At 68.7% G+C, this 21,161-nt stretch carries 19 protein-coding genes; 5 read left to right on the forward strand and 14 right to left on the reverse strand.

The annotated features are described in order from the left end of the window. Positions 1-2: 2 nt before the first annotated feature. From ACIOVG_RS00270 to ACIOVG_RS00285, 4 genes are all read right to left on the reverse strand, one after another. On the reverse strand, positions 3-2,750 hold the full coding sequence (locus tag ACIOVG_RS00270; RefSeq protein WP_400867918.1) for a DUF4135 domain-containing protein: 2,748 nt from the start codon (positions 2,748-2,750) through the stop codon (positions 3-5). 6 nt (positions 2,751-2,756) lie between these two features. After that, positions 2,757-3,050 carry a hypothetical protein gene (locus ACIOVG_RS00275; protein WP_400867920.1) on the reverse strand — a complete coding sequence of 98 codons (294 nt, stop codon included), beginning with the start codon at positions 3,048-3,050 and terminating at the stop codon, positions 2,757-2,759. A gap of 80 nt (positions 3,051-3,130) precedes the next feature. Next, positions 3,131-3,658 (reverse strand): GNAT family N-acetyltransferase, encoded by a 528-nt coding sequence (locus tag ACIOVG_RS00280; RefSeq protein WP_400867922.1) that lies wholly within the window; start codon positions 3,656-3,658, stop codon positions 3,131-3,133. A 95-nt stretch (positions 3,659-3,753) separates the two neighbouring features. Continuing rightward, positions 3,754-5,067 (reverse strand): M50 family metallopeptidase, encoded by a 1,314-nt coding sequence (locus tag ACIOVG_RS00285; protein WP_400867924.1) that lies wholly within the window; start codon positions 5,065-5,067, stop codon positions 3,754-3,756. Between the two features lie 58 nt (positions 5,068-5,125). Between ACIOVG_RS00285 and ACIOVG_RS00290 the strand changes: the two genes are divergently transcribed. From ACIOVG_RS00290 to ACIOVG_RS00300, 3 genes are all read left to right on the forward strand, one after another. After that, the gene (locus ACIOVG_RS00290) at positions 5,126-5,710 is read left to right on the forward strand and encodes a hypothetical protein (RefSeq protein ID WP_400867926.1); all 585 of its coding nucleotides are present in this window, start codon (positions 5,126-5,128) and stop codon (positions 5,708-5,710) included. A 110-nt stretch (positions 5,711-5,820) separates the two neighbouring features. Continuing rightward, complete coding sequence (locus tag ACIOVG_RS00295) at positions 5,821-6,498, forward strand: YcnI family protein (RefSeq protein WP_400867928.1); 678 nt, start codon at positions 5,821-5,823, stop codon at positions 6,496-6,498. Between the two features lie 89 nt (positions 6,499-6,587). Further along, a complete protein-coding gene (locus tag ACIOVG_RS00300) occupies positions 6,588-8,210 on the forward strand; it encodes a Mur ligase family protein (protein WP_400867930.1) in 1,623 nt (540 codons plus the stop codon). A 7-nt stretch (positions 8,211-8,217) separates the two neighbouring features. Here ACIOVG_RS00300 and dxr read toward each other — a convergent pair whose 3' ends face one another. Further along, a complete protein-coding gene (gene dxr / locus ACIOVG_RS00305; RefSeq protein ID WP_400867932.1) occupies positions 8,218-9,303 on the reverse strand; it encodes a 1-deoxy-D-xylulose-5-phosphate reductoisomerase in 1,086 nt (361 codons plus the stop codon). 37 nt (positions 9,304-9,340) lie between these two features. Then, entirely contained in the window at positions 9,341-10,327 is a 987-nt protein-coding gene (locus ACIOVG_RS00310) for an FKBP-type peptidyl-prolyl cis-trans isomerase (protein WP_400867934.1), read from the reverse strand. A gap of 93 nt (positions 10,328-10,420) precedes the next feature. Here ACIOVG_RS00310 and ACIOVG_RS00315 point away from each other — a divergent pair, with 93 nt between their 5' ends. Continuing rightward, complete coding sequence (locus tag ACIOVG_RS00315) at positions 10,421-11,200, forward strand: lysophospholipid acyltransferase family protein (RefSeq protein ID WP_400867936.1); 780 nt, start codon at positions 10,421-10,423, stop codon at positions 11,198-11,200. A 27-nt stretch (positions 11,201-11,227) separates the two neighbouring features. Here the strand turns inward: ACIOVG_RS00315 and ACIOVG_RS00320 are convergent, their stop codons facing one another. Beyond that, positions 11,228-11,725 (reverse strand): OsmC family protein, encoded by a 498-nt coding sequence (locus ACIOVG_RS00320; RefSeq protein WP_400867938.1) that lies wholly within the window; start codon positions 11,723-11,725, stop codon positions 11,228-11,230. 85 nt (positions 11,726-11,810) lie between these two features. Between ACIOVG_RS00320 and ACIOVG_RS00325 the strand changes: the two genes are divergently transcribed. After that, a complete protein-coding gene (locus tag ACIOVG_RS00325) occupies positions 11,811-12,806 on the forward strand; it encodes an asparaginase (RefSeq protein WP_400867940.1) in 996 nt (331 codons plus the stop codon). Positions 12,807-12,836: 30 nt separating this feature from the next. Here the strand turns inward: ACIOVG_RS00325 and ACIOVG_RS00330 are convergent, their stop codons facing one another. The 7 genes from ACIOVG_RS00330 to atpD form a co-directional block, all read right to left on the reverse strand. After that, positions 12,837-15,677: an FtsK/SpoIIIE domain-containing protein gene (locus tag ACIOVG_RS00330; RefSeq protein ID WP_400867941.1), complete on the reverse strand. Its 2,841-nt coding sequence runs from the start codon at positions 15,675-15,677 to the stop codon at positions 12,837-12,839. Positions 15,678-15,734: 57 nt separating this feature from the next. Continuing rightward, the gene (locus tag ACIOVG_RS00335) at positions 15,735-16,538 is read right to left on the reverse strand and encodes a PP2C family protein-serine/threonine phosphatase (RefSeq protein ID WP_400867943.1); all 804 of its coding nucleotides are present in this window, start codon (positions 16,536-16,538) and stop codon (positions 15,735-15,737) included. A gap of 79 nt (positions 16,539-16,617) precedes the next feature. Continuing rightward, the gene (locus ACIOVG_RS00340) at positions 16,618-17,601 is read right to left on the reverse strand and encodes an aldo/keto reductase (RefSeq protein WP_400867945.1); all 984 of its coding nucleotides are present in this window, start codon (positions 17,599-17,601) and stop codon (positions 16,618-16,620) included. A 90-nt stretch (positions 17,602-17,691) separates the two neighbouring features. Then, the gene (locus ACIOVG_RS00345; RefSeq protein WP_400867947.1) at positions 17,692-18,480 is read right to left on the reverse strand and encodes a large exoprotein; all 789 of its coding nucleotides are present in this window, start codon (positions 18,478-18,480) and stop codon (positions 17,692-17,694) included. Positions 18,481-18,606: 126 nt separating this feature from the next. Beyond that, a complete protein-coding gene (locus ACIOVG_RS00350; RefSeq protein WP_400867949.1) occupies positions 18,607-19,362 on the reverse strand; it encodes a YaaA family protein in 756 nt (251 codons plus the stop codon). A gap of 78 nt (positions 19,363-19,440) precedes the next feature. Then, the gene (locus ACIOVG_RS00355; protein WP_400867951.1) at positions 19,441-19,701 is read right to left on the reverse strand and encodes a F0F1 ATP synthase subunit epsilon; all 261 of its coding nucleotides are present in this window, start codon (positions 19,699-19,701) and stop codon (positions 19,441-19,443) included. A gap of 2 nt (positions 19,702-19,703) precedes the next feature. After that, positions 19,704-21,158: a F0F1 ATP synthase subunit beta gene (gene atpD, locus ACIOVG_RS00360; RefSeq protein WP_141872358.1), complete on the reverse strand. Its 1,455-nt coding sequence runs from the start codon at positions 21,156-21,158 to the stop codon at positions 19,704-19,706. Between the last annotated feature and the right edge of the window lie 3 nt (positions 21,159-21,161).

A 21,161-nucleotide genomic window follows, 5' to 3' on the forward strand; every position in this document is an offset into this window, starting at 1 on the left:
CATCACCCCACGTCGTACGTCATCGTCGACAGCAGCACGCTCGCGCTGTCGCGCTGCGCGGAGAGGTAGAACAGCGACCCGGCCATGCCGGTGAACAACCCGACGCGCCGGGCGTAGGGAGGATCCGCGCGCGCACCGCTCGGGTCGTCGAGCACCATCTGCAGAGCGATCCGGGCGGACGTGTCGCCGTCGCGCAGCCCCCAGCGTTCGACGTAGGGTCCCGACTGCTGGAGCAGGACACGACCGAGACCACCATGGCAGAGGGACATCCCCCCGAGTGCGGCGCGCTGCAGTCTCTCTCGCAGCGCATCGGCACCCGCATCGCGCCCGACCTGAAGTCGTGCCTCGAGTTGACCCCCCGCGCCCCAGCACCAGGATCCGGACAGCGACTTCTGCTGCTCCTCGATATCGTCCGACGCCTCCGTCGATGCCAGGATGCGCTGCTCGAGGTCGAAGCAGTCGTCGATGAGTGCGTCCACCTCATCCGTCGCCTTCATCGCCGCCAGCGCGAGCGCGACGCCGGACAGGCCGTGCGCGAGCCCCGGCGCCACGAGACCGCGCCGCACCGCGACCGTCAGCTCATCGATCAGCACGGACTCGTTTCTGGCGCGGGTCTTGGCGAGCACGGTGTCACCCAGGATGTCGCACAGGCGCTGCGAGGCCACGACGACTCCCGCAGCGCCGTTCAGGTAGTCGTGGGAGCGGTGGACCGGTTCCTGCGCGTCGAGCAGCGCGCAACTGCGCGCCAACCGTTCGAGGGCGGCATGGTCTTGGTTGAGTCGGGCGGCCTCCGCCAACGCCAGCGCAGCGCCGAGAGGCCCCTCACCCAGACCGGGCGACACCTGGTCGGCTCCGCGCTGCGCGCGATTCTCCACGAACCGTTCGAGCGATCCGAGCAGAGACTCGCTGGACCGTTGGTAGAGAGCTGTGGCGGACACGCTGTCCAGCGCTGCGGCACCCGCGGCGAGCACGATGCCCGCGAGACCGTCGTAGACCCCGGAGCGGGTGGGGAAGAGTTCATGCCGGCTCGTCGAATGCGCGACAGAGGATGCCCACCACACATGCTCGCCCAGCGAGTGGGCGGTATTGCTCAACTCCGCGACGATGTCCTCGATCCCCGGAGCAGGATCGGGCGACCGGGGCCGCGGGGCGGCAGCATGCGGAGACCCCTCAGCCGGAGGGGGCGAAGCGCTCCAGTCCGGATCTTCGAGGCCCAGTTCGATCGTCCGCTCCAGCAGGAATGCCTGCCCATCGACGGATGCCGGATCCGTGATCGTCGAGAAGCGCTCCACCCAGAGGGCGAAGGGGTCATGGCCGACGTCGAACGATGCCCCGGTTCCCGACACGATGCGCGATCCGTGCACGTCGACCTCGAAGACGGGAACACACCCCCGGTCGAGCTGTCGCGCCTCCTCCTGGAGGAGCCACTCCGTCTCCGCGCGTGTCGCAGGCTCCGAGGACACCCTGTCCCGGTGCGCCCCCTTCATCTGCAGCAAGCTCATGAAAGAGGCGGTGGCCCTGGTCAGGACGCGGCACCTCAGACTCCTCGGACGCTGCACCATGGACACGATGAGCTCCTGCACCCGAGGCTCGCTCAGGAGCGCAGAGACCGAACGGAAGCCGGCGCACACATCGCCCCCGTGGTCGGCGAAGGGCGGGCGGACCGACTCGTCGTATGGCTGGCTTCCGTAGATCTGCGCCTCGGACAACCTTTCATACGTCGTCTGCAGCTCCCCGTCGACTCGGACGATCCTCTGGATCTGGGACTGCCTGGCCGGGTCCGCGAACGATCCGAGCGCACTGGGGTCGTATGGATCCGCCTTCTCGTACCGCTTCGCCCAGTTGGGAACCAGGAGGGTGGAGAGGATACTCGGGACTGGTCGCGAGAAATACCCCTCAGCCGAAGCGGCCGACGGCGACAACCCGACGCCGAATGCGCACTCCGCGTCGATGATGAACGGGGCTCCCTGCGAGCACTTGATGTTCTCGTAGTGGAGGTCCTGCATCCCGAGCGCGTTCGCGAACGCCACCAGACCGCCGAAGCGACGGTAGTAGTCCGCCCGTCCGCGTTCATCGACGATGTTCTCGAAGACCACGTACTCCTGCCAGCCGTACACCCCGCGATCGAGGGTGCGCGGCGAGCGCGGCAGATCGTCGCCGGGAAGGGCATCGAGTATCTCGCTCAGCACGGTGTCGGGAGCGAGCGAACGCGGCTTGTAGACCAGCACGGGTCGACCCTGGGAATACACGCCGAGCACTGCTCCTCGTGTATGCACGTCGCCGAGAACCTTGAGATGACTGATCGAAACGAGCGAGTCCGCGACCCATGATCCCGTCGTTCTCTCGTCGGCGATGCGGCCGGTGAAATCACGCGCGGCTCCGGCGAAGATCTCCCGCAGTCGTCGCACGCGCGACGTCAGATCGCCGAGCTCCAGGAGCGAGGCGTACTCCCCTGGTACGGCCGAGAGCTTTTCCCACATCTCGCGCGCGTCGAGCGGTGGAGCTGCACCGCTGACTCGTTCGCACTCGCTCTGGGCGACGACCGAGAGCATCGTCGCGGTCTGGGTCACGAACGAGCTGATGAAGGCACCGATCAATGCGCCGTCGTCGAGACCGGGGCAGTCGCTCTCGATGTCCGCGAGATCATCGAATAGTGCTCGCACCTGATCCCAGGCAAGCAGAGCGGGCCAGTTATGCAGCTCGGACTCGCCGACCGCATCGATCCACGCGCCTGGCGTGAGCGCAGGCATCTCCTTCTAGGCGCGCCATCCGAAGACGACAGGTGCGGCAGGCTCCGCAGCGAAGGTCGGCCCGACAGCGCAGTTGCACACCGTGTTGTTCTGGCACGTCGGTCCCAGCACCGTCGTGCACATCTGCGGGTTGTTGGTCTCGGCGCCCGACACGGTCGTGTCGATGGCCTCGGTATCGCGACCTACCAGCGTGCGGAGGATCGCCTCATCTATGGGATCCCGCCCTGTCACCGGTTCGCGGACTGCCGTGGAATCCGATGCTTCCTGAACGGCGATCCTCAGTTCCGCAATGCTCGACATGGTGTCTCCTTCGTCTCAATTCACATCAGTCACGTGTGGTAGTACTTCCTCCAACACGCTACGGAGCGCTCGCGCAGCTGTCAACGATGCGCGGAAGGAGAGGTTCCCGGAGGTGCCATCGCTCTGCGCTGCTCCCATTCCTCACGCAGGATCGAATAGATCGCCACGTCGTTCCAGCAGCCGTCGCGCCACTGCGCTCGCCTCAGCGTCCCTTCTCTGGACATTCCCGCCGGCGTCGCGAGAGGACTGCGAGGGGCTGCTGTCGCAGATGTGGTGGCCTCGACGCGATGCGCGGTCGTCGTGAGGAACAGGTAGTCGATCAGGAGCGTGAGCGCGGAGGACGCCGCCCGCGTGCGTCGGTGCTCCGGGAGGATCAGCAGGCCGATGCCCCACCCCCGGTGGCGTGGCGAGCCCCCGTAGTCGTATCCGGGAAACCAGCTGACCTGTCCCACCGTGATGCGGTCGTTCACGACGCGCATCCGTCCCCCGTCGGGGCTGATCACTCCCAGCCCCGGGCTCTGCGGCCCGAAGGGCGGCACCTGCGTGTACCCGAAACCGAACCAGTTGTTCGGCTGCCAGGTCTCGGCGTCTCGAAGGCGCTCAGCCATCTCCGCCTCCGTGGAGGGATCGTACGGCCGTAGCGAGTATCCGTGCATGAAGATCATCTCCCTTGTGCAAGAACGTCCTCACGACACTCTGCCAGCTATTGGAAGAGGCTCACCGGCTTCACGATGTCCGCGACGAGCAGGAGAGCGCCCATGCCGATGAGGAGGACAGACACCACCACGGTGAGAGGGACCAGCCGTGTCGCGTCGATGGGAGCCGGCGCCGGCCGGCGTCGCAGCCTGGCCCACACCCGTCTGAATCCGTCCCAGAGCGCGACGACGATATGTCCACCGTCCAGCGGCAAGAGCGGGATGAGGTTGAAGACGAAGAGGGCGATGTTCAACATTCCCAGCAGGCTGAGCAATCCCGCGAACCGATCGACTATCGGCGCGTCGACGGCGGCGACTTCTCCTGCGAGCCGACCGACGCCGACGACACTCAGCGGTCCATTCGGATCACGGTCCGCGCCGGCGAAGACAGCAGCACCGACGTCCCAGAGACGCGCGGGAAGGTTGACGATCATCGAGGTCACACGGCCTGCGGTGTCGAACGCCATCTGCGGCCCCGCGCTGATCGGCTGCTGCACATAACCCATCTGCGCCCACATGCCGATGTAGCCCACGCTCTTGACGACCTGCTGTCCCTCGGCGTCGAGCACAGGTCGACCGCTCGCATCGGTGATGGTGCGCTCGGCGGCGATCGGGGTGATCTGCAGCGCCTTCTCCTCACCATCCCGAAGGACCACCAGGTCGAGGGTCTCGCCGGGTGACCTCTGAACGACCGCGGTGGCATCTGCGAAGGTCGAGACCGGCGCTCCATCGATCGACACGAGCACGTCACCGGGTTCGATCCCCGCCTCGGCCGCCGGTGACAGCGGATCCGCCGCGGTGCACTCGGTCGCGGTCGTCTCCGCCGGCAGCACGCACTGGCTCACGGCGGAGATCGTCGTCGTCCCCTGCTGGACACCGATACCGGAGACCAGCACCGTGAAGATCACGACCGCGAGGATCAGGTTCATCGCCGGGCCGCCCAGCATCACGATCACGCGCTTCCAGACAGGGAGACGGTAGAAGACGCGGTCTTCTGCGCCTTCCGCGATCGTCTCGTCGTTCGCGGAGCGCGCGTCCTGGATCAGCGTACGGAACACGCCCTTGGCCGGGCCCGTCCCGCTGGATGCCGGGTACATGCCGGACATCGAGATGAAGCCGCCCAATGGGAGCATCTTGAAGCCGTACTCGGTCTCGCCGATGCGCTTCGACCACAGACGCGGTCCGAAACCGATCATGTACTGGCCGACGCGCACGCCGAAGAGCTTCGCGGGGACGAGATGGCCGACCTCGTGCAGACCGATCGAAAGGCCGAGGCCGATCAGCATGAACAGGATGCCACCCACATAGAGCAGGATTTCCACCTGCTCACGGTACAGCGCCGCGTCTAGGAATCCGCCCGGGACCCGTAGTGTTGTTTCCGTGACCTCCCGGCAGCTGCGACTGATGCGTGCCGTCGTCGTCTCTGCCGCAGCCACCCTGATCGCCGCCGTGTCGCACACGATCGGCGGCGGGGCGGCCCCGCATCCGCTGCTCATCCTCGCCGTCTCGGCTCTGATCACCCCGCTGTCGGCGCTGGTGATCGGCGTGCGTCGCTCTCGGGTGCGAACCGCCGCAACGGTGCTGTTCGCACAGGCGGCATTCCACGTCGTCTTCCAGATGCTCGGCGCCCCGACCGTCGACGCAGCGATCGCGTCCCGTGGTCACGCGCATCATCTGGAGCTCTCGCAACTCGGCGCGGTATCGGCTCTTCCGGCTCCGAGCCTCACGATGCTCGGAGCGCACTTCGTCGCCGCGGCGCTGACCATGTTCCTGCTCTGGCACGCCGAGTCGCTGCTGCAGTCGATCGTCGACTGGGTGCAGGCGCTTCTGCGCTCGGTGCCGACTCTCACACCGCCGGACCATCACCGACCGTCCCGCCTCGTCTCGACGCTCGTCCCCCTGACCGACGCCGCCCTCACAGCGGGCGTCTCGCGGCGCGGCCCTCCTGCCCTCCTGCGCGGCTGATCCGCCGCACGAGCGGCGCCCTCACTCCCGAGCGCGCCATCCCCGCGGAAGCGTGCCGTCGGCGCGCCCGCGCCCCGTCTGCAGGAGAGAACCATATGTCCCGTTCCACCATGTCCCCCGCCCCCGCGCGCTCGCACCGAGCCGCCCGTCTCGCCGCCGCCATCGCCGGAGGAGCGCTGCTGGCCGTCGCCGTGCCTGCGATGGCCAGCGCTCACGTCACCGTCAGCCCCGACGAGCTGGTCGCGGGCGACCACGGCGTGCTGACGTTCGCCTTCTCGCACGGGTGCGACAACTCCCCCACGACCGCCCTGCGCATCACGATGCCTGATGGCCTCGCCTCCGTGTCGCCGACGCTCGACGGAGACTGGACGATCGACGTCGAACGCGGCGACGACGGCCTGGTGTCCGCCGTGACCTACACCGCGATCTCGCCCGTCCCCACCGATCTCCGCGGTGCGGTGAGCATGGGGGTCGGCCTGGACGAGGACACGCCGGAATCGCTGGCGTTCCCGGTGGAGCAGAAGTGCGTGGACGGCACCACCGAGTGGACCCAGATCGCCGAGAACGGCGAAGACCCGCACAGCCTGGACGCGCCGGCCCCCGTGGTGACGGTGGCGGCGGCGACCGGCACGGGCCACGGCGAGCACGGAGACGCCGCCGCCCCTGCTGCCGCAGCAGACTCCGCCGCCCCTGAGGGGCCCTGGGGAGTGATCCTGGGCACCGGCGGCTTCGTGGCCGGGATCGCGGCGCTCGTCGTGTCGGTCCTGGCCTACCGGCGCAGGGTCTGACCCTCAGACACGTCCTCTCTCCGGATTCGTCGGGAGAGAGGACGTGCCGCACCGGCATCCCGACGTCGACATGAGATCATGGATGCGACATGTCGATTGAACAACAACCGAGCCTGCCTCCCGTGCTCCGCCCCGCGAACCCGCCCCGGCGCGAGCTGTCCGAACTCGCCTCCCGCTTCGCCCGAGAGGTGCGCGGCGATGTGACGGGGATCACCGTCTCCGGTATCACTCTCGCCACAGCGGATCTCCGCGCCGGCGAGGCCTTCGTCGCTATCCAGGGCGTCAACCGCCACGGAGCGGATTTCGCCGCTGCCGCCGCGGAGAAGGGCGCCGTCGCCGTCATCACGGACGACGCGGGCGCCGCGATCGCTCAGGGTGCCGGGCTTCCGATCATCGTCGTCGACGACCCACGCGGTGTGCTCGGGGATCTCAGCGCCTGGGTGTACGGCACCGGCGCCGACGACCCGCTCCCGCTGCTGTTCGCGACGACGGGCACCAACGGCAAGACGAGCGTCTCGCATCTGCTCGAGGGCATCCTCGACCAGATCGGCGTCGTCACCGGGCTCTCCTCGACCGCCGAGCGCCACATCGCCGGCGAGGTGATCGTCTCGCGTCTGACCACACCGGAGGCCTCGGAGTTCCACGCGCTCCTCGCACTCATGCGCGAGCGCGATGTCGAGGCCGTGGCCGTCGAGGTGAGCGCCCAGGCGCTGTCCCGTCATCGTGTCGACGGCATGCACTTCGATGTCGCCGGATTCACGAACCTCAGCCACGACCACCTCGACGACTACGCCGACATGGCCGAGTACTTCGAGGCGAAGCTGCCGCTGTTCCGTCCCGATCGATCCACGCGAGGCGTCATCTGCCTGGACTCCCCCTCCGGCGCCGCTGTCGTGGACCGCGCCGAGATCCCCGTGGTGACCGTCGGCACGCCGTCCATCGCCGCCGACCCCGAGGGCGCCGAGAACGCCGATTGGGTCGTCGTGATCGATGACGAACGCGCGGCAGGCACGACGTTCACGATGACCGGCCCGCTCGGCTCGCTCACCACGACCGTCCCCGTCATCGGACCGCACATGGCGGCCAATGCGGCCCTCGCGATCGTGATGCTGCTCGAGGGCGGCTACGCGTGGGAGCGTATCACCGGGGCGCTCGAGCGCGACGGCGGCATCCGCGCCTACCTGCCCGGCCGCACGCAGCTCGTCTCCGGCGACACCGGACCCGCGGTCTTCGTGGACTTCGGCCACTCGCCGGACGCTTTCGAGAAGACCCTCGCCGCCGTGCGCCGGGTGACCCCGGGTCGCGTGCTGATGCTGTTCGGCGCCGACGGCGACCGCGACGCCAGCAAGCGCTTCGACATGGCGCGCACCGCCGTGGAGGGAAGTGACATCCTGGTCGTCACCGATCACCACCCGCGCTTCGAAGACCCGGAGTCCATCAGAGCCACCCTCATCGCCGGAGCGCGCACGGCGCGGCCCGATGCGGAGATCCACGAGTACTCGCCCCCGGAGCGGGCGATCGTGGCCGCGGTCGGACTGGTCGGCGACGGCGATGCGATCCTGTGGGCCGGACCGGGTCACCAGGACTACCGCGACATCCGAGGCGTGCGCACACCCTACTCCGCACGTGAGCTCGCCCGGCGCGCCCTGCGAGCGGCCGGGTGGCCCGTTCCGGACTCGCGCTGGCCGGTCCCCTACCCCGACGAGGACTGAGCAGGGTTCAGGCTCCGGCGGCGATCAGCCGGTCGGCCTTCTGTCGCGCCCAGAGCTCGGCCGCAGCCAACGTCTCGACCGTGAGCGTGTCCGGGGGCTCGTGCGCATCGACCACCCGGGCGATCGTGTCGACGATCCCGAGGAACGTCAGACGCCCTTCATGGAACGCGTCGACGGCCTGCTCATTCGCGGCGTTGTAGACGGCGGGGAAGGTCGCCCCCGCGCGACCGACGGCCTTCGCGAGCGCGACAGAGGGGAACGCCTCATTGTCGAGGGGTTCGAACGTCCAGGATGTCGCCGCCGTCCAGTCGAGCGGCCGGCCGACGCCTCCCACGCGGTTCGGCCAGTCCAGGCCCAGCGAGATCGGCAGGCGCATGTCCGGCGGCGACGCCTGCGCGATGGTCGACCCGTCGATGAACTCGACCATGGAGTGCACCACGGACTGCGGATGCACGACCACGTCGATGTCCTCGTAGGGGATGTCGAAGAGCAGATGCGCCTCGATGACTTCGAGCCCCTTGTTGACGAGGGTCGAGGAGTTCGTGGTGACCATACGACCCATGTCCCAGGTCGGATGCGCCAGCGCCTCAGAGGGAGTGACCGACTCCATGTCCGCCCTGGAGCGCCCGCGGAACGGTCCGCCGGATGCCGTGACGACCAGGCGGCGTACCTCAGCGTGACTGCCGCTGCGCAGGGCCTGAGCCAGCGCAGAGTGCTCGGAGTCGACCGGCACGATCTGACCGGGGGCGGCCGCGGCCAGCACCAGCTGCCCGCCGACGATCAGGGATTCCTTGTTCGCCAGGGCCAGCGTGCGACCGGCCTTCAGAGCGGCCAGTGTGGAACCGAGCCCGATCGAACCCGTGATCGCGTTGAGCACGACGTCCGCTTCCACATCGCGCACGAGCTGTTCGGCCTCTGCGGCCCCGAGCGCCGTACTCTCGACGCCGAACTGTTCCGCCTGCTCATCGAGCATCTGGCGGTTGCTTCCCGCGGCGAGGCCGACGAGTTCGAAGCGACGGGGGTTCGCTCGGATGACGTCGAGCGCCTGTGTGCCTATGGAGCCGGTGGAGCCGAGGATGATGATGCGACGCATGCCGCCAGCCTATGGCACGTCCTCGGCTCCGCTCCCGCTACTGCTGGACGGGTGTCGTGGCGAGGATGTCGACCACGAACACGAGGCTCTCCTTCTGGAGCTCGTGGCCCTCGGTGGCCCCGTAGCCGTCGGACGGGGGCATCACGACGATCACCTGCGAGCCGACCTTCTGGCCTTCGAGCGCGAGGCGGAAGCCGGTCACGACGCCGCTGGTCTGGAACTGCGAGGGGGTCGCATCACGGCTCCAGCTGGAGTCGAACTCCTTGCCGTCGGACCACTTGACGCCGCGGTACTGCACCACGACGAGGTCGCCCGCGCCGACCGTCGCGCCGTCGCCCTGCTTGAGCACGGCGACCTCGGTCTTGGCGGGTGCGTCGCCGTCCGGGATCGTGATGGTGGGAGCGCCGTCATCGTCGAGCTTCACCGTCGGGAACCCGGGAGTCGGGTCGACCGGAGTGCCGGTGGCGACCTCGGGAAGCTGCTCGACTGCTTCGGCGTACACGATGACGTTGCTCGCGCCCTCGCCGAGAACGCTGCCAGGGAGTGTCAGCACGACCTGAGAGCCGACCGGCTCGCACTCGAGTGCCGCGACGAACAGCGACGACTGGTTCGTGTCGAGCAGGACGGGAAGCAGTCCGCCTTCGCCACGGGCTGAGGAGTCGAGCACCTCGCCGGATTTCGCGTCCACGATCTGATACTGCACGGAGACCAGATCGCCGACGCCGATGTCATCGCCGTCACCTGCGGCCACGATCGTGCGCTCGACACCTGCGAACGGCGCATCGGCCGGCACGGTCACCTTGGCGTCCGCCCCCTCCCCGTCGACGACGACGGCATCGGAGGTGTCGCCGGGCTGGGCGTCGAGGGCACAGCTGCTCGTCGCCGTGGGCTCGGGAGTGCTCGAGCTCTCGGGCGAGGACGTGCCGGAGCATCCTGCCAGCAGAAGGGTCGCCGCAGCGACGGTGGACAGGACGATGAGCGGACGCTTGCGCACAGTGAGACCTCTGGATCGCGATCGGGACACCCCATCCTCCCCTATTCCCCTTTGCTCGCGCTGGGAGACGCGGCGCGATTCTTCATTCCAGCGAAGGCATGAATCCCGGAGTAACCTGCTCTGATGACCTCTGAGCAGTCCGTCGAGCCCGAATCCTCGTCAGAAGAGACTGCGAAGCCTCGTCATGCAGGCTTCACCTACACACTCGGACGCAGCCTCATCACTCCTCTGGCCCGCCTGGTGTACCGTCCACGGATCGAAGGCCGCGAGCACGTTCCGTCCGCTGGCCCCGTGATCTTCGCGAGCAACCACCTGTCGTTCATCGACTCGATCGCGATCCCGGTGGCCGCCCCCCGCCCCGTGCACTTCCTGGCGAAGTCCAGCTACTTCGAGGGCACCGGTTTTCGCGGATGGATGAGCAAGACCTTCTTCGAGTCGATCGGAGCGATCCCGGTGCGACGCGGCGCAGGCCAGGCGGCGCTCGACGCGCTCGATCTGCAGCGCCAGCTCCTCGACGAAGGACTGACGGTGGCGCTGTACCCCGAGGGGACCCGCTCCACGGACGGCCGGCTCTACAAAGGACGCACCGGCGTCGCCTTCCTCGCGTTGCAGACCGGAGCGCCCGTGGTCCCGGTGGGCCTGGTCGGGACGGACAAGGTCATGCCGGTCGGTGCGAAGATGCCGACGCTGAAGGAGCGCATCACCGTGCGGTTCGGCGAGCCGCTCGATCTGTCGCCCCACGGTCCGGCGACCAGCGGACGGGCTCGGCGCCAGGCGACCGACGAGATCATGGCGGCGATCCATGCTCTCTCCGGTCAAGAGCTCGCCGGCGCCTACAACGAGGCCCCCGCACAGGGAACGATCGAGAAGATCATCCAGGCACTCCCCCACGAGCGCCGCTGAACAGGGACGCCGTCGATCGCGCGGCGCTCAGGCCTGCGCCGTCACGGTCGCCTCATGGTGCACGGGGAAGTTCATCGAGTTGGCGATGAAGCACCATTCGTTCGCCTGTGCGTGCGCGCGCTCCGCCGCCTCGATCATGGAGGCCTCCGCCACGACGACTTCGGGGCGCAGCATCACCTCGACGAACGAGCCGCCACCCGCGCCGTTCTCACGCATGAGTCCGGTCGCCTGGTCGCGATACGACACCACGACGACACCGGCGGTCACGCAGGCGTGCAGGTACGACAGCAGATGGCACTCCGACAGTGAAGCGAGCAGCATGTCCTCCGGGTTCCACCGTGTGGGATCTCCGCGGAAGGGCTTGTCCGCCGAGGCGAGCAGGTCGGGCTTCCCCTGCACCTCGATCGTCACATCACGCCGATAGTCGCGATACCCGCTGGTCCCCGACCCGGTGTTCCCCGTCCACGTGGACGTGAGGGCGTAGTGGTGGTCGCCGAGAGTGCGAGAGGTGGAGTGCGCAGCCATGCGCCCAGTCTGCCACCGGTGTGCGACACCGGGCGTACCCGGGCGCCGACCCGTTCACGGGGGGAGCCGACGGTAGGCTGGACCGGTGCTGGAGACTCTCACCGTTCAGGAATCCGTCGAACTCGCCGTCGTGGAACGCAGCGGCTTCATCGAGTCCCGCCATGCGGGCGCAGCCGTAGTGCTGTCGGCAGACGGCGAGGTGATCGCGCGTCACGGCAACGCCGATGCGCTGATCCTTCCGCGCTCCAGCCTCAAGCCGCTCCAGGCCGTCGCCTGCATCACGGCCGGCGCTGCGCTGGAAGGCGAGCAGCTGGCGCTCTCGACGGCCAGCCACACCGGCACCGATCGACACGCGAACACGGTGCGCGACATGCTCACGGCCGGCGGACTCACCGAGGACGACCTCGGCTGCCCGCCCGCGTGGCCGAGCGACACCGCCACCCGCGACGAGATGGTCCGCGAGCACGGCGAGCCCGCACGCGTGCGGATGAACTGCTCGGGCAAGCATGCGGCGATGCTGCGGGCCTGTGTCGCCACCGGCTGGGCGACGGACGGCTACCTCGACGTGACCCACCCCTTGCAGGCGCACATCCGCGAGGTGATCGAGCGTCTGACCGGCGAGAAGGTCGCCCACACGGCGATCGACGGCTGCGGTGCCCCTGTGTACGCCTTGACCCTCACCGGGCTCACCCGATCCATCCACCGCATCGGCACCGCCTCCGACCGCTCCCCCTTCGCCCTGCACCGGGTGGCCGGCTCTCTGGTGCGCGCCGTGCGTGAGAACCCGTGGACCATCGAAGGACCCGGGCGCCCGGACACCGTCGCCACCGAGAAGCTCGGCGTGTTCACCAAGGGCGGCGCCGAGGGCGTCATGGTGATGGTCGCACCCGACGGCACGACTGTGGGGCTCAAGATGCTCGACGGCGCATCGCGCGCATCCACCATCGTCGCCGCGACGCTCCTCGCGCGCACCGGTGCCGTCAGCGAGGCTGCTGTCGCCGACCTGGCCGCTGCCCTTCCGCTCTCGGTGCTCGGCGGTGGTGCAGAGGTCGGCGTCATCCGCCCCGGATCGGGCCTCTGATCCGGACCCCTCCGGCCTCGCGGGCCCCGGTCACGATCCGACGGCGGAACCCATGCGGTCCGCACGCCTCTGCCTTCGGGTGCGCTGCACCGTCGCCGGATCGGTGGTCTGCGACGCCTGACCGGTCGCCGGACCGGTCATCGGTGCGAACGCGGGGACGATGACCCGGCGGAGGGCTTCATCGCCGCGCACCGCCCATCCCCTTCCGGCATGCGGATGGGCGAACGGGGGCAGGTCGCGGACACCCGCCAGCTGACGCAACTCCACCGGGCTCTCGACGCGGAACAGCACCTCGCCCTCCGTGCGGACGAGTTTCCACGCCGCCGGATTCCTGAGCCAGGTCTCGGCGTCGGCGACCAGGACGGCGCCGCTTCGTTCTGCGGGCACACCCTGCTCGAGCGGAAGGACCTCGCGTTCCGGGAACTCCGCTCTCAGACTCTCCGCGATACGGGAGGCGAAGGGGCTCACGACACCGGTGACCGCGCCGCCAGGAGCCCAGCCGTCCGCAGGCGGCATCGCCGGCACGGGGGCGGCTGCGTCGACCCAGGCCAGCTGCACCTCGCGATCTCCGATACGCGCACGCCCAGGCGGACGGTCTCTGACGAACCCCGATGATTCGCCGCCGGCGGCCAGATGCTCCACCCGACTCGACATCCGCAGCAGGGCCCGTCGCGGCAGCGCCTCCAGCAGACGGGCGACGCCACCGGCGGCTCGCGCCGCCGTGATCACGAAGCTCGTCGTGCGTGTGCCTCGCAGCACCTGCTCCATCCGACGCAGCCACTCCTGCGCATACTCGGATGGCCATGCGGCGGCGAGCAGATCGAGGTCGTCGCACAGGACGAGTCGCGGCGGCGCGACGGATCCGTCCGACCAGGAGCCGACGACGTCCCACGCGGCCTCCAGATCCGCGGGCATCCACAGTGCCTGCGGGTGCTGGGCGGCCAGCATCCGCAGCGCCGACGTCCGACCGGTTCCTCGGGTACCGAGGATCGCCAGCCCGCGGTCGACGCCCGCTCGCAGCACTTCCACCGGCTGCGCCTGCGTGTCGGGCTCATCGGCCCGCCCCAGAATGAGCATCTCGGCCGACGGAGCAGTCCCCTCCCGCGCATCGCCGAGAGGGAGGAGGGCGGGGAGGGCAGGCTGCCACGGACTGTGCGGCCGTGCCGCACCCCGCCACACGCTCGCGATGCGGCTCACATCCGCCGATGCCGCGCGCGCTACCCGCACGATCTGCGGCTCGAGGTCCTGCGGCCGCCGTACGAAGCCCAGACCGCGCGATTCCGTTCCTCCGGGGAGCTCGGCCGCATCCGCAGTGCCGATCACGAGCCGGCTGTCGGCGGCATCGGCGACGCGCAGACTGACGCGCAGAGGGCAGTTCGCAGCGAGAGCGTCCCGCACGACCCCCGACGCGCGCTGAGTCCCGAGGATCAGATGCATGCCGAGCGCGCGCCCGCGTGCTGCGACATCGGTGAAGACCTGTCCGAGGTCGGGATGCTCGTGCAGCAGAGCGGCGAACTCGTCGATCACGATCACGAGCCGGGGCATCGCCATCTCGCTGATGTCGCGGACCCCCGCAGCAGCGAGCATCGACTCGCGCCGGCGGATCTCCGCGGTCAGGCTGGACACGCCGCGCCGCGCGCCCTCCTGATCGAGATCGGTGATCACCGCCGCGACCTGGCGCAGCTCCCGCAACGGTTCGAAGGCCGTTCCACCCTTGAAGTCCGCGAGCACGAACGAGACCTCCTCCGGCCCATGCGTCGTCGCCATCGCGGCGACCCAGGTCACGAGCAGTTCGCTCTTGCCCGTGCCCGTCGTCCCGGTGACGATCGCATGCGGACCGTCCGTCACGATGTCGAGCACGACGTCCCCGTGCCCGGACCGGCCGATCACGGCGGAGAGCCCCGGCTGCCCGCGGTGCTGGGTGAGCTCGTGCAGTGCGACGAATGCGGGAGCACCATCCGGATCTTCGACGTCGTCGCCGCTGGTGTGTCCGAGCAGAACGGCCTGGTCGACCGAGAGTGCCTCCAGCGCGATGTCCTGCGGTCCCTCGGGCGTGCGAACGGTCGCGCTGCGCAGTTCGGTGACCTCGACGACGGTGGTGACCCCCTCCGGGACGTCACCCCCGGGCGGAACCACCCAGACCGCGGCGTCGAGGGCGACTCGCGCATCCCCCGGTGTGAGCAGCCCGAGGCGGAAGCCCCCTGTCCGCCCTGAGCGCGCGTGAGGCAACATCGCGAGACCGTTCTCCTCGAGACGGTCGCCCACGAGCACGAGCCGCGCCGGGCTGAAGCGGAGACAGAGCTGCGCAACGAGCGCACGCGCGACCGCGGCGCTCTGCGGCGCGCAGCCTCGCACGCAGATCCCCGTGCCCAGCTTCACTCGCACGGGCGCCTCGTCGAGGGTTGCGCAACGCTTCTGGAACTCCCGTGCCCTTTCGCCCTCACCCCCGCTGCAGCGAATGCCGATCGGCACCGAACCGCTGCCGATCACGAGCTCCGTTCCGGCATGCGGCCCCTCCGTCCCCCGCAGGGGTGGTTGCGCCAGACACATGGCGACGTCCAGATGGCGCTGCCACAGCGCGGCGCGCTCCGCCTGTTGCCGAGTACGGAGTTCCTCTTCCGCCGATTGCCACACGGCCGCCGCTGCTGCCTCGTCTCTACGCCGGTCGCGCCGTCGGATGCGCGCCGCGTCGAGGGCCGAGGCCGCCAGCATCAGCGGACCGAGCGCGGCGAAGCAGAGGGCGTACAGCGATCCCGAGACCAGCCACAGCACGACACCGGCCGCGACCGGGATGACCGCCGCCGCGAACGGCAAGGGCGTCCGCCGGGCGGGTGACGGGGCGGAGGGGAGCACGATCGATGAAGGGTCCATGCCTTCATTCGACCGCGGCGATCACCTCGAATCCCGGTGATCCACAGCCGAGGACCGCTATTCGACGGTGTCGGCGACTGTGGAGGAAGACCCGTCGGGGTCGCCGACCTGCACGATGATGAGCGTCACGTTGTCGCGACCGCCGTTCTCGAGCGCGGCGGCGAGCATGGCGTCGACGGCCGGCCCCGGCTCCGCGTTCTCCCGAAGGAAGTGCTGGATGCCGTAGTCGGTGAGTTCCTTGGTGAGCCCGTCCGAGCAGATCACGAAACGGTCACCGGCACGGACATCGATCGTGATGTAGTCCGGGGCGGTGAGCTCGCTCGCACCGACAGCGCGCGTGATCACGTTGCTGTACGGGTGCCCCTCGGCTTCTTCCGGGCTGAGCTTGCCCGCCGCGATCAGCTCCTGCACGACCGAGTGGTCGGTCGTGACCTGGATCAGGCGGTCGTCGCGCAGCAGATACACACGGGAATCGCCGATGTTGAGCGCGACCCACTGCGGCTCGTCGTCAGCGAGATCGAGGAAGACTCCGGTGAGCGTCGTGCCCGTGCCCTCGTCCGTCGTCTCCGGATGATCGGCGATGTCCGCGACCGCCCGCTCGAGCGCGGTCTCGATGGCCGGACGGGTCACCGGTCCGTCCGACACCACGGCCTGCAACCGGGAGACGGTGCTCTGGCTCGCGATTTCGCCTCCGGCGTGTCCGCCCATGCCGTCCGCGACGATGAACAGAGGGAAATCCGCGAGGAACGCGTCCTGATTGTTGTCTCGACGGCGTCCCTGATCAGTGACTCCTGCCCAGGAGAGCAGCAGACGGCGCTGCGCAACCGTGACGCTGCGTGTCGTCGTCGTCGTCTCAGCCACGTACTGCCTCCGATGGATCTGCGACCAATCGGGCGGCCGCAGCATACTCACACATCGTAGTGGAACTCACGCATCGCGCTCATACCCGCGCGCCCGGGTCCTCGGGGAGCGGGAACAGTCGATCGATCGTCTCGAGTTCGTCGGCGTCGGGCCGCCAGGCCTCCCCCGCCTGCGCATTGGCCTCGATCTGCGCGGCGGACGTCGCTCCGGCGATCACGCTCGACACCAGCGGATTCGCGAGCAGCCAGCCGAACGTGGCCTGCAGCATCGTGATGTCGCGGTCGGCGCAGAAAGTGCGGAACTTCTCGATGGCGTCCCAGGGTGCGTTCTCCCAGACGTGTCTGCGGATCGACATGATCCGGCTCTCCGCCGGGCCGCCCTCACGGGTGAACTTGCCGGTGAGCAGACCGTTGTGCAGAGGGAAGAAGGGGAAGAACCCGAGGTTGTAGCGTGCCACGGCGGGAAGGACCTCGCGCTCGGCGGCACGCGCCAGCAGGGAGTAGTGGTTCTGCGCGGAGATGAACCGTCCGGTCGAACGCTCGCGAGAGACGAACTCGGCTTCCGCGATCTCCCAACCCGCGAAGTTCGAGTGTCCGTAGTAGCGGATCTTCCCCTCCCTGACCAGCTCGTCCAGCGCGTCGGTCGTCTCGGCGATCGGCGTCTCGGGGTCCGGCAGATGCAGCTGGTAGAGGTCGATCCAGTCGGTGCGCAGCCGGCGCAAGGACTCCTCCACCGCACGGCGCACATAGCGACGGGAACCACGCCCCGCCGGGAAGTCGTAGCCCATATCGCGCTCGTGGCCGAACTTCGTCGCGAGCACGATGCGGTCGCGACGGCCCTCCAGCGCCTCCCCCATCAACGTCTCGCTCATCCCGGCCTCGGCACCGTACATGTCGGCGGTGTCGAGCAGTGTGATGCCGTTCGCGATCGCCGCATCGATGACCTCACGGGTACCCGCGAGCGTCTCCGTGGCGGTGCCCGCACGGCCGAAATTGTTGCAGCCGAGGCCGGTGGGAGACACGAGCAGACCGGACGCGCCGACACGGCGCTGCGACATGACCATGACTTCCACGTTAGTCGAGGCCGGCGTCTGTCATCCGATGCGCAACGCAGAGAGCCCCCGACCGTGGTCGGGGGCTCTCTGTCACGTCTCTCAGGCCGGAGGCTGAGTGGGGTCTGCCGGCGGCGTGGTCGGAGCGGCCGGCGGCGCTGCGGGCGGAGCCGGCGGCGTGGTCGGAGCAGCCGGCGGGGCTACGGGCGGAGCCGGGGGCGTGGAAGGCGAGACCGGGGGCACAGGCGCTCCGGTCGCCGGCGCGGCAGGCGGCGCGTAGCCGGGCTGTGCCGGGGGCGCGTAGCCCTGCGGGGCGGGCGGTGCGTAGCCCTGCGGCGCGGGCGGTGCGTAGCCCTGCGGCGCTGCGCCGTAGCCCTGCGGAGCAGCACCAGACGGCTGGGCGGGGATGCCGTCCCAGACGGTGCGGTCGCCGAGGAAGCCGTTCGATGCCCAGGACGCCGGCACGATGTTCGGGTTCCAACGCGACTTGTCGAAGGCGTTGATGCCGAGCCAGACGATCGCGAGGAAGAAGTACAGCACGACCCAGACGGCGTCCTTCTGCAGCTTCAGTCCGATGCGCCAAGCGGCCAGCAACGACAGCACGGCGAGTGCGATCGAGAAGATCGCGCCGATGCCGATCCACGACAACAGGATCGTTCCGCCGATGCCGTACAGCACGAGCCACGGGCTCAGGTCGCCGAGCTTGAAGAAGATCATCGTGTTGTACACGGGCACCCAGGCGCGCCACTTGCCCTGCACGCCTGCTTTGTCGAAGATCTTCATGAGGAACAGCGATCCGAGCACGTAGCCCGCGATGCCGACGATGAAGCTGATGAGCACGATGATGCCGATGAACGCGGCAGCTCCCGCGTCGTAATAGTAAGAGTCCATGATCCCCTCCGGATGGGAATGAGCGAGCGCTCTCCGCGCCGCGACATAACCATATCGGTCGCCCTGTCACCGGGCAACGACCCACACGGGGAGAACTCCCCATGTGACGGCAGCCGAAGCCGCGCGTCACTCCGAGACGACGAGCTCCAGAGTCCCGGAATCCGCACCGTCGCGGAGCACGATCCCCCGTCTGTCCGCCCAGCTGCGGAGCGACCGACGAGATACGATCCTCGGGCGCGTCTCGGCGAGCTCGCGCACGAGGAGTCCCTTGGACTTCTTGTTGAAGTGGTTGAGAGCGCGCGATCCGCCCTCGTCATCGGTGACGACGCGCACGTACGCCGAAGGGACGGAATCGGGCACGGGCCCGAGAGCGACGTACGCCTCGCTGCGCAGGTCGAGCACGAACGGGGGCGCCTCCCCCGCGATCGCCTCGGTCGTCGCGTCCGCCCAGTGCCGACGCAGCGCTGCCACGCCGGGAAGCGACGTGCCGGCCGCGAGCCGATATGCGGGGATGGGGTCCAGGGCTCCGATCGGGCCGAGCGGCGCACTGTGGATCCAGACGTGGGCTCCCAGCCACCGGCGCGAGACGGTGGACAGCGTGGCCGCGTCCAACGCATCGAAGAGCACGCCCGTGTAGCGGTCGACCGCCGGCATGGTCGCCGCGTCCCGCAGCATCCGATTGTGCGCGATATCGCCCAACTGCCGTGCGCTGAGCTTCAGCACCGCACGCGCGGCATCCTCATCGGCGGCGAGGGCGACCAGCGCATCGATGACGGCCGAGCGCTCGGCGTGCAGTCCGGCCAGCGCCAGCGCGTCCAGGTCGAGGGGGGCGCCGTCCCCGCCCGGTCGCTTGGTCTCGGACGGTGGGAGCAGGATCTTCATGAGGCCTCGATACAGACAGACGCGTCCGCCTCAGGTCCCGGCGAGGGAGCCCGAGGCGGACGCGTCGAGGTGAACTACTCAGGCGATGAGGGCCGCGTTGCCGGCAACGATCGTCAGGGTGTTGCCCTCCATGGAGAGGAAGCCGTCCTGCGCGTTGGCGAGCACCTTGGTGCCATCCGTCTGGGTGATCCGGACCTGGCCCTCAGCGAGGATGGCCAGCACCGGCTCGTGTCCTGTCATGAAGCCGATCTCACCCTCGACGGTCTTGGCGACCACGAGGCTCGCCTCTCCCGACCAGACCTCCGCGTCGGCGGAGACGAGGCTGACGTTGAGCGCCATGTTCAGCCGTTCTCCTTCTGGATCTTCGCCCACTGCTCTTCGACGTCGGAGATGCCACCGACGTTGAAGAAGGCCTGCTCGGCGACGTGGTCGAAGTCACCGCGGGTGATCGCATCGAACGACTCGATGGTCTCCTTGAGCGGGACGGTCGAACCCTCGACACCGGTGAACTTCTTGGCCATGTAGGTGTTCTGCGAGAGGAACTGCTGGATGCGACGTGCACGCGACACGACGATCTTGTCCTCTTCCGAGAGCTCGTCGACACCGAGGATCGCGATGATCTCCTGCAGTTCCTTGTTCTTCTGGAGGATCTGCTTGACGGTGGTGGCGACGCGGTAGTGGTCCTCGCCCAAGTACCGGGGGTCCATGATCCGCGACGTGGAGGTCAGCGGGTCGATGGCCGGGTACAGACCCTTCGACGCGATCTCACGAGAGAGCTCGGTCGTGGCGTCGAGGTGGGCGAAGGTGGTCGCCGGAGCCGGGTCGGTGTAGTCGTCGGCGGGCACGTAGATCGCCTGCAGCGAGGTGATCGAGTGGCCACGGGTCGACGTGATGCGCTCCTGGAGGAGACCCATCTCGTCGGCCAGGTTGGGCTGGTAACCCACCGCGGACGGCATACGGCCGAGAAGCGTGGAGACCTCGGAACCGGCCTGCGTGAAGCGGAAGATGTTGTCGATGAAGAGCAGCACATCCTGCTTCTGCACGTCACGGAAGTACTCCGCCATCGTCAGAGCAGACAGGGCGACGCGCAGACGGGTTCCCGGCGGCTCGTCCATCTGGCCGAACACGAGGGCCGTCTTGTCGAAGACACCCGCCTCTTCCATCTCGTGGATCAGGTCGTTGCCCTCACGGGTGCGCTCACCGACGCCGGCGAACACCGACACACCACCGTGGTCCTGCGCGACGCGCTGGATCATCTCCTGGATGAGGACGGTCTTTCCGACACCGGCTCCACCGAACAGACCGATCTTTCCACCGAGCACGTACGGCGTCAGAAGGTCGATCGACTTGATGCCGGTCTCGAACATGGTGGTCTTCGACTCGAGCTGGTCGAAGTTCGGAGCCTTGCGGTGGATCGGCCAGCGCTCGGTGACCTCGATGGTCTCGCCGGGCTCGAGGTTGAGCACCTCGCCGATCACGTTGAAGACCTTGCCCTTGGTGACGTCGCCGACGGGGACCGAGATGGCCTCACCGGTGTCGCGAACCTCCTGGCCGCGGACGATGCCGTCGGTCGGCTTCAGGGCGATGGCGCGAACGAGGTCGTCACCGAGGTGCTGAGCGACCTCGAGCGTGATCTCGACGGAAGAGTCGCCGATCACGATCGTCGTCTTCAGCGCGTTGTAGATGTCGGGAATCGAGTCGTGCGGGAACTCGATGTCGACAACCGGACCGTTGACGCGTGCGACGCGCCCGACGACCGCGGTCGCCGGCTGGTCAGCCGTAGCGGTGGGGGTCATTTT

The organism is Microbacterium sp. NPDC087591 (assembly GCF_044743625.1).
In the GTDB taxonomy this organism is placed as follows: Bacteria; Actinomycetota; Actinomycetes; order Actinomycetales; family Microbacteriaceae; genus Microbacterium.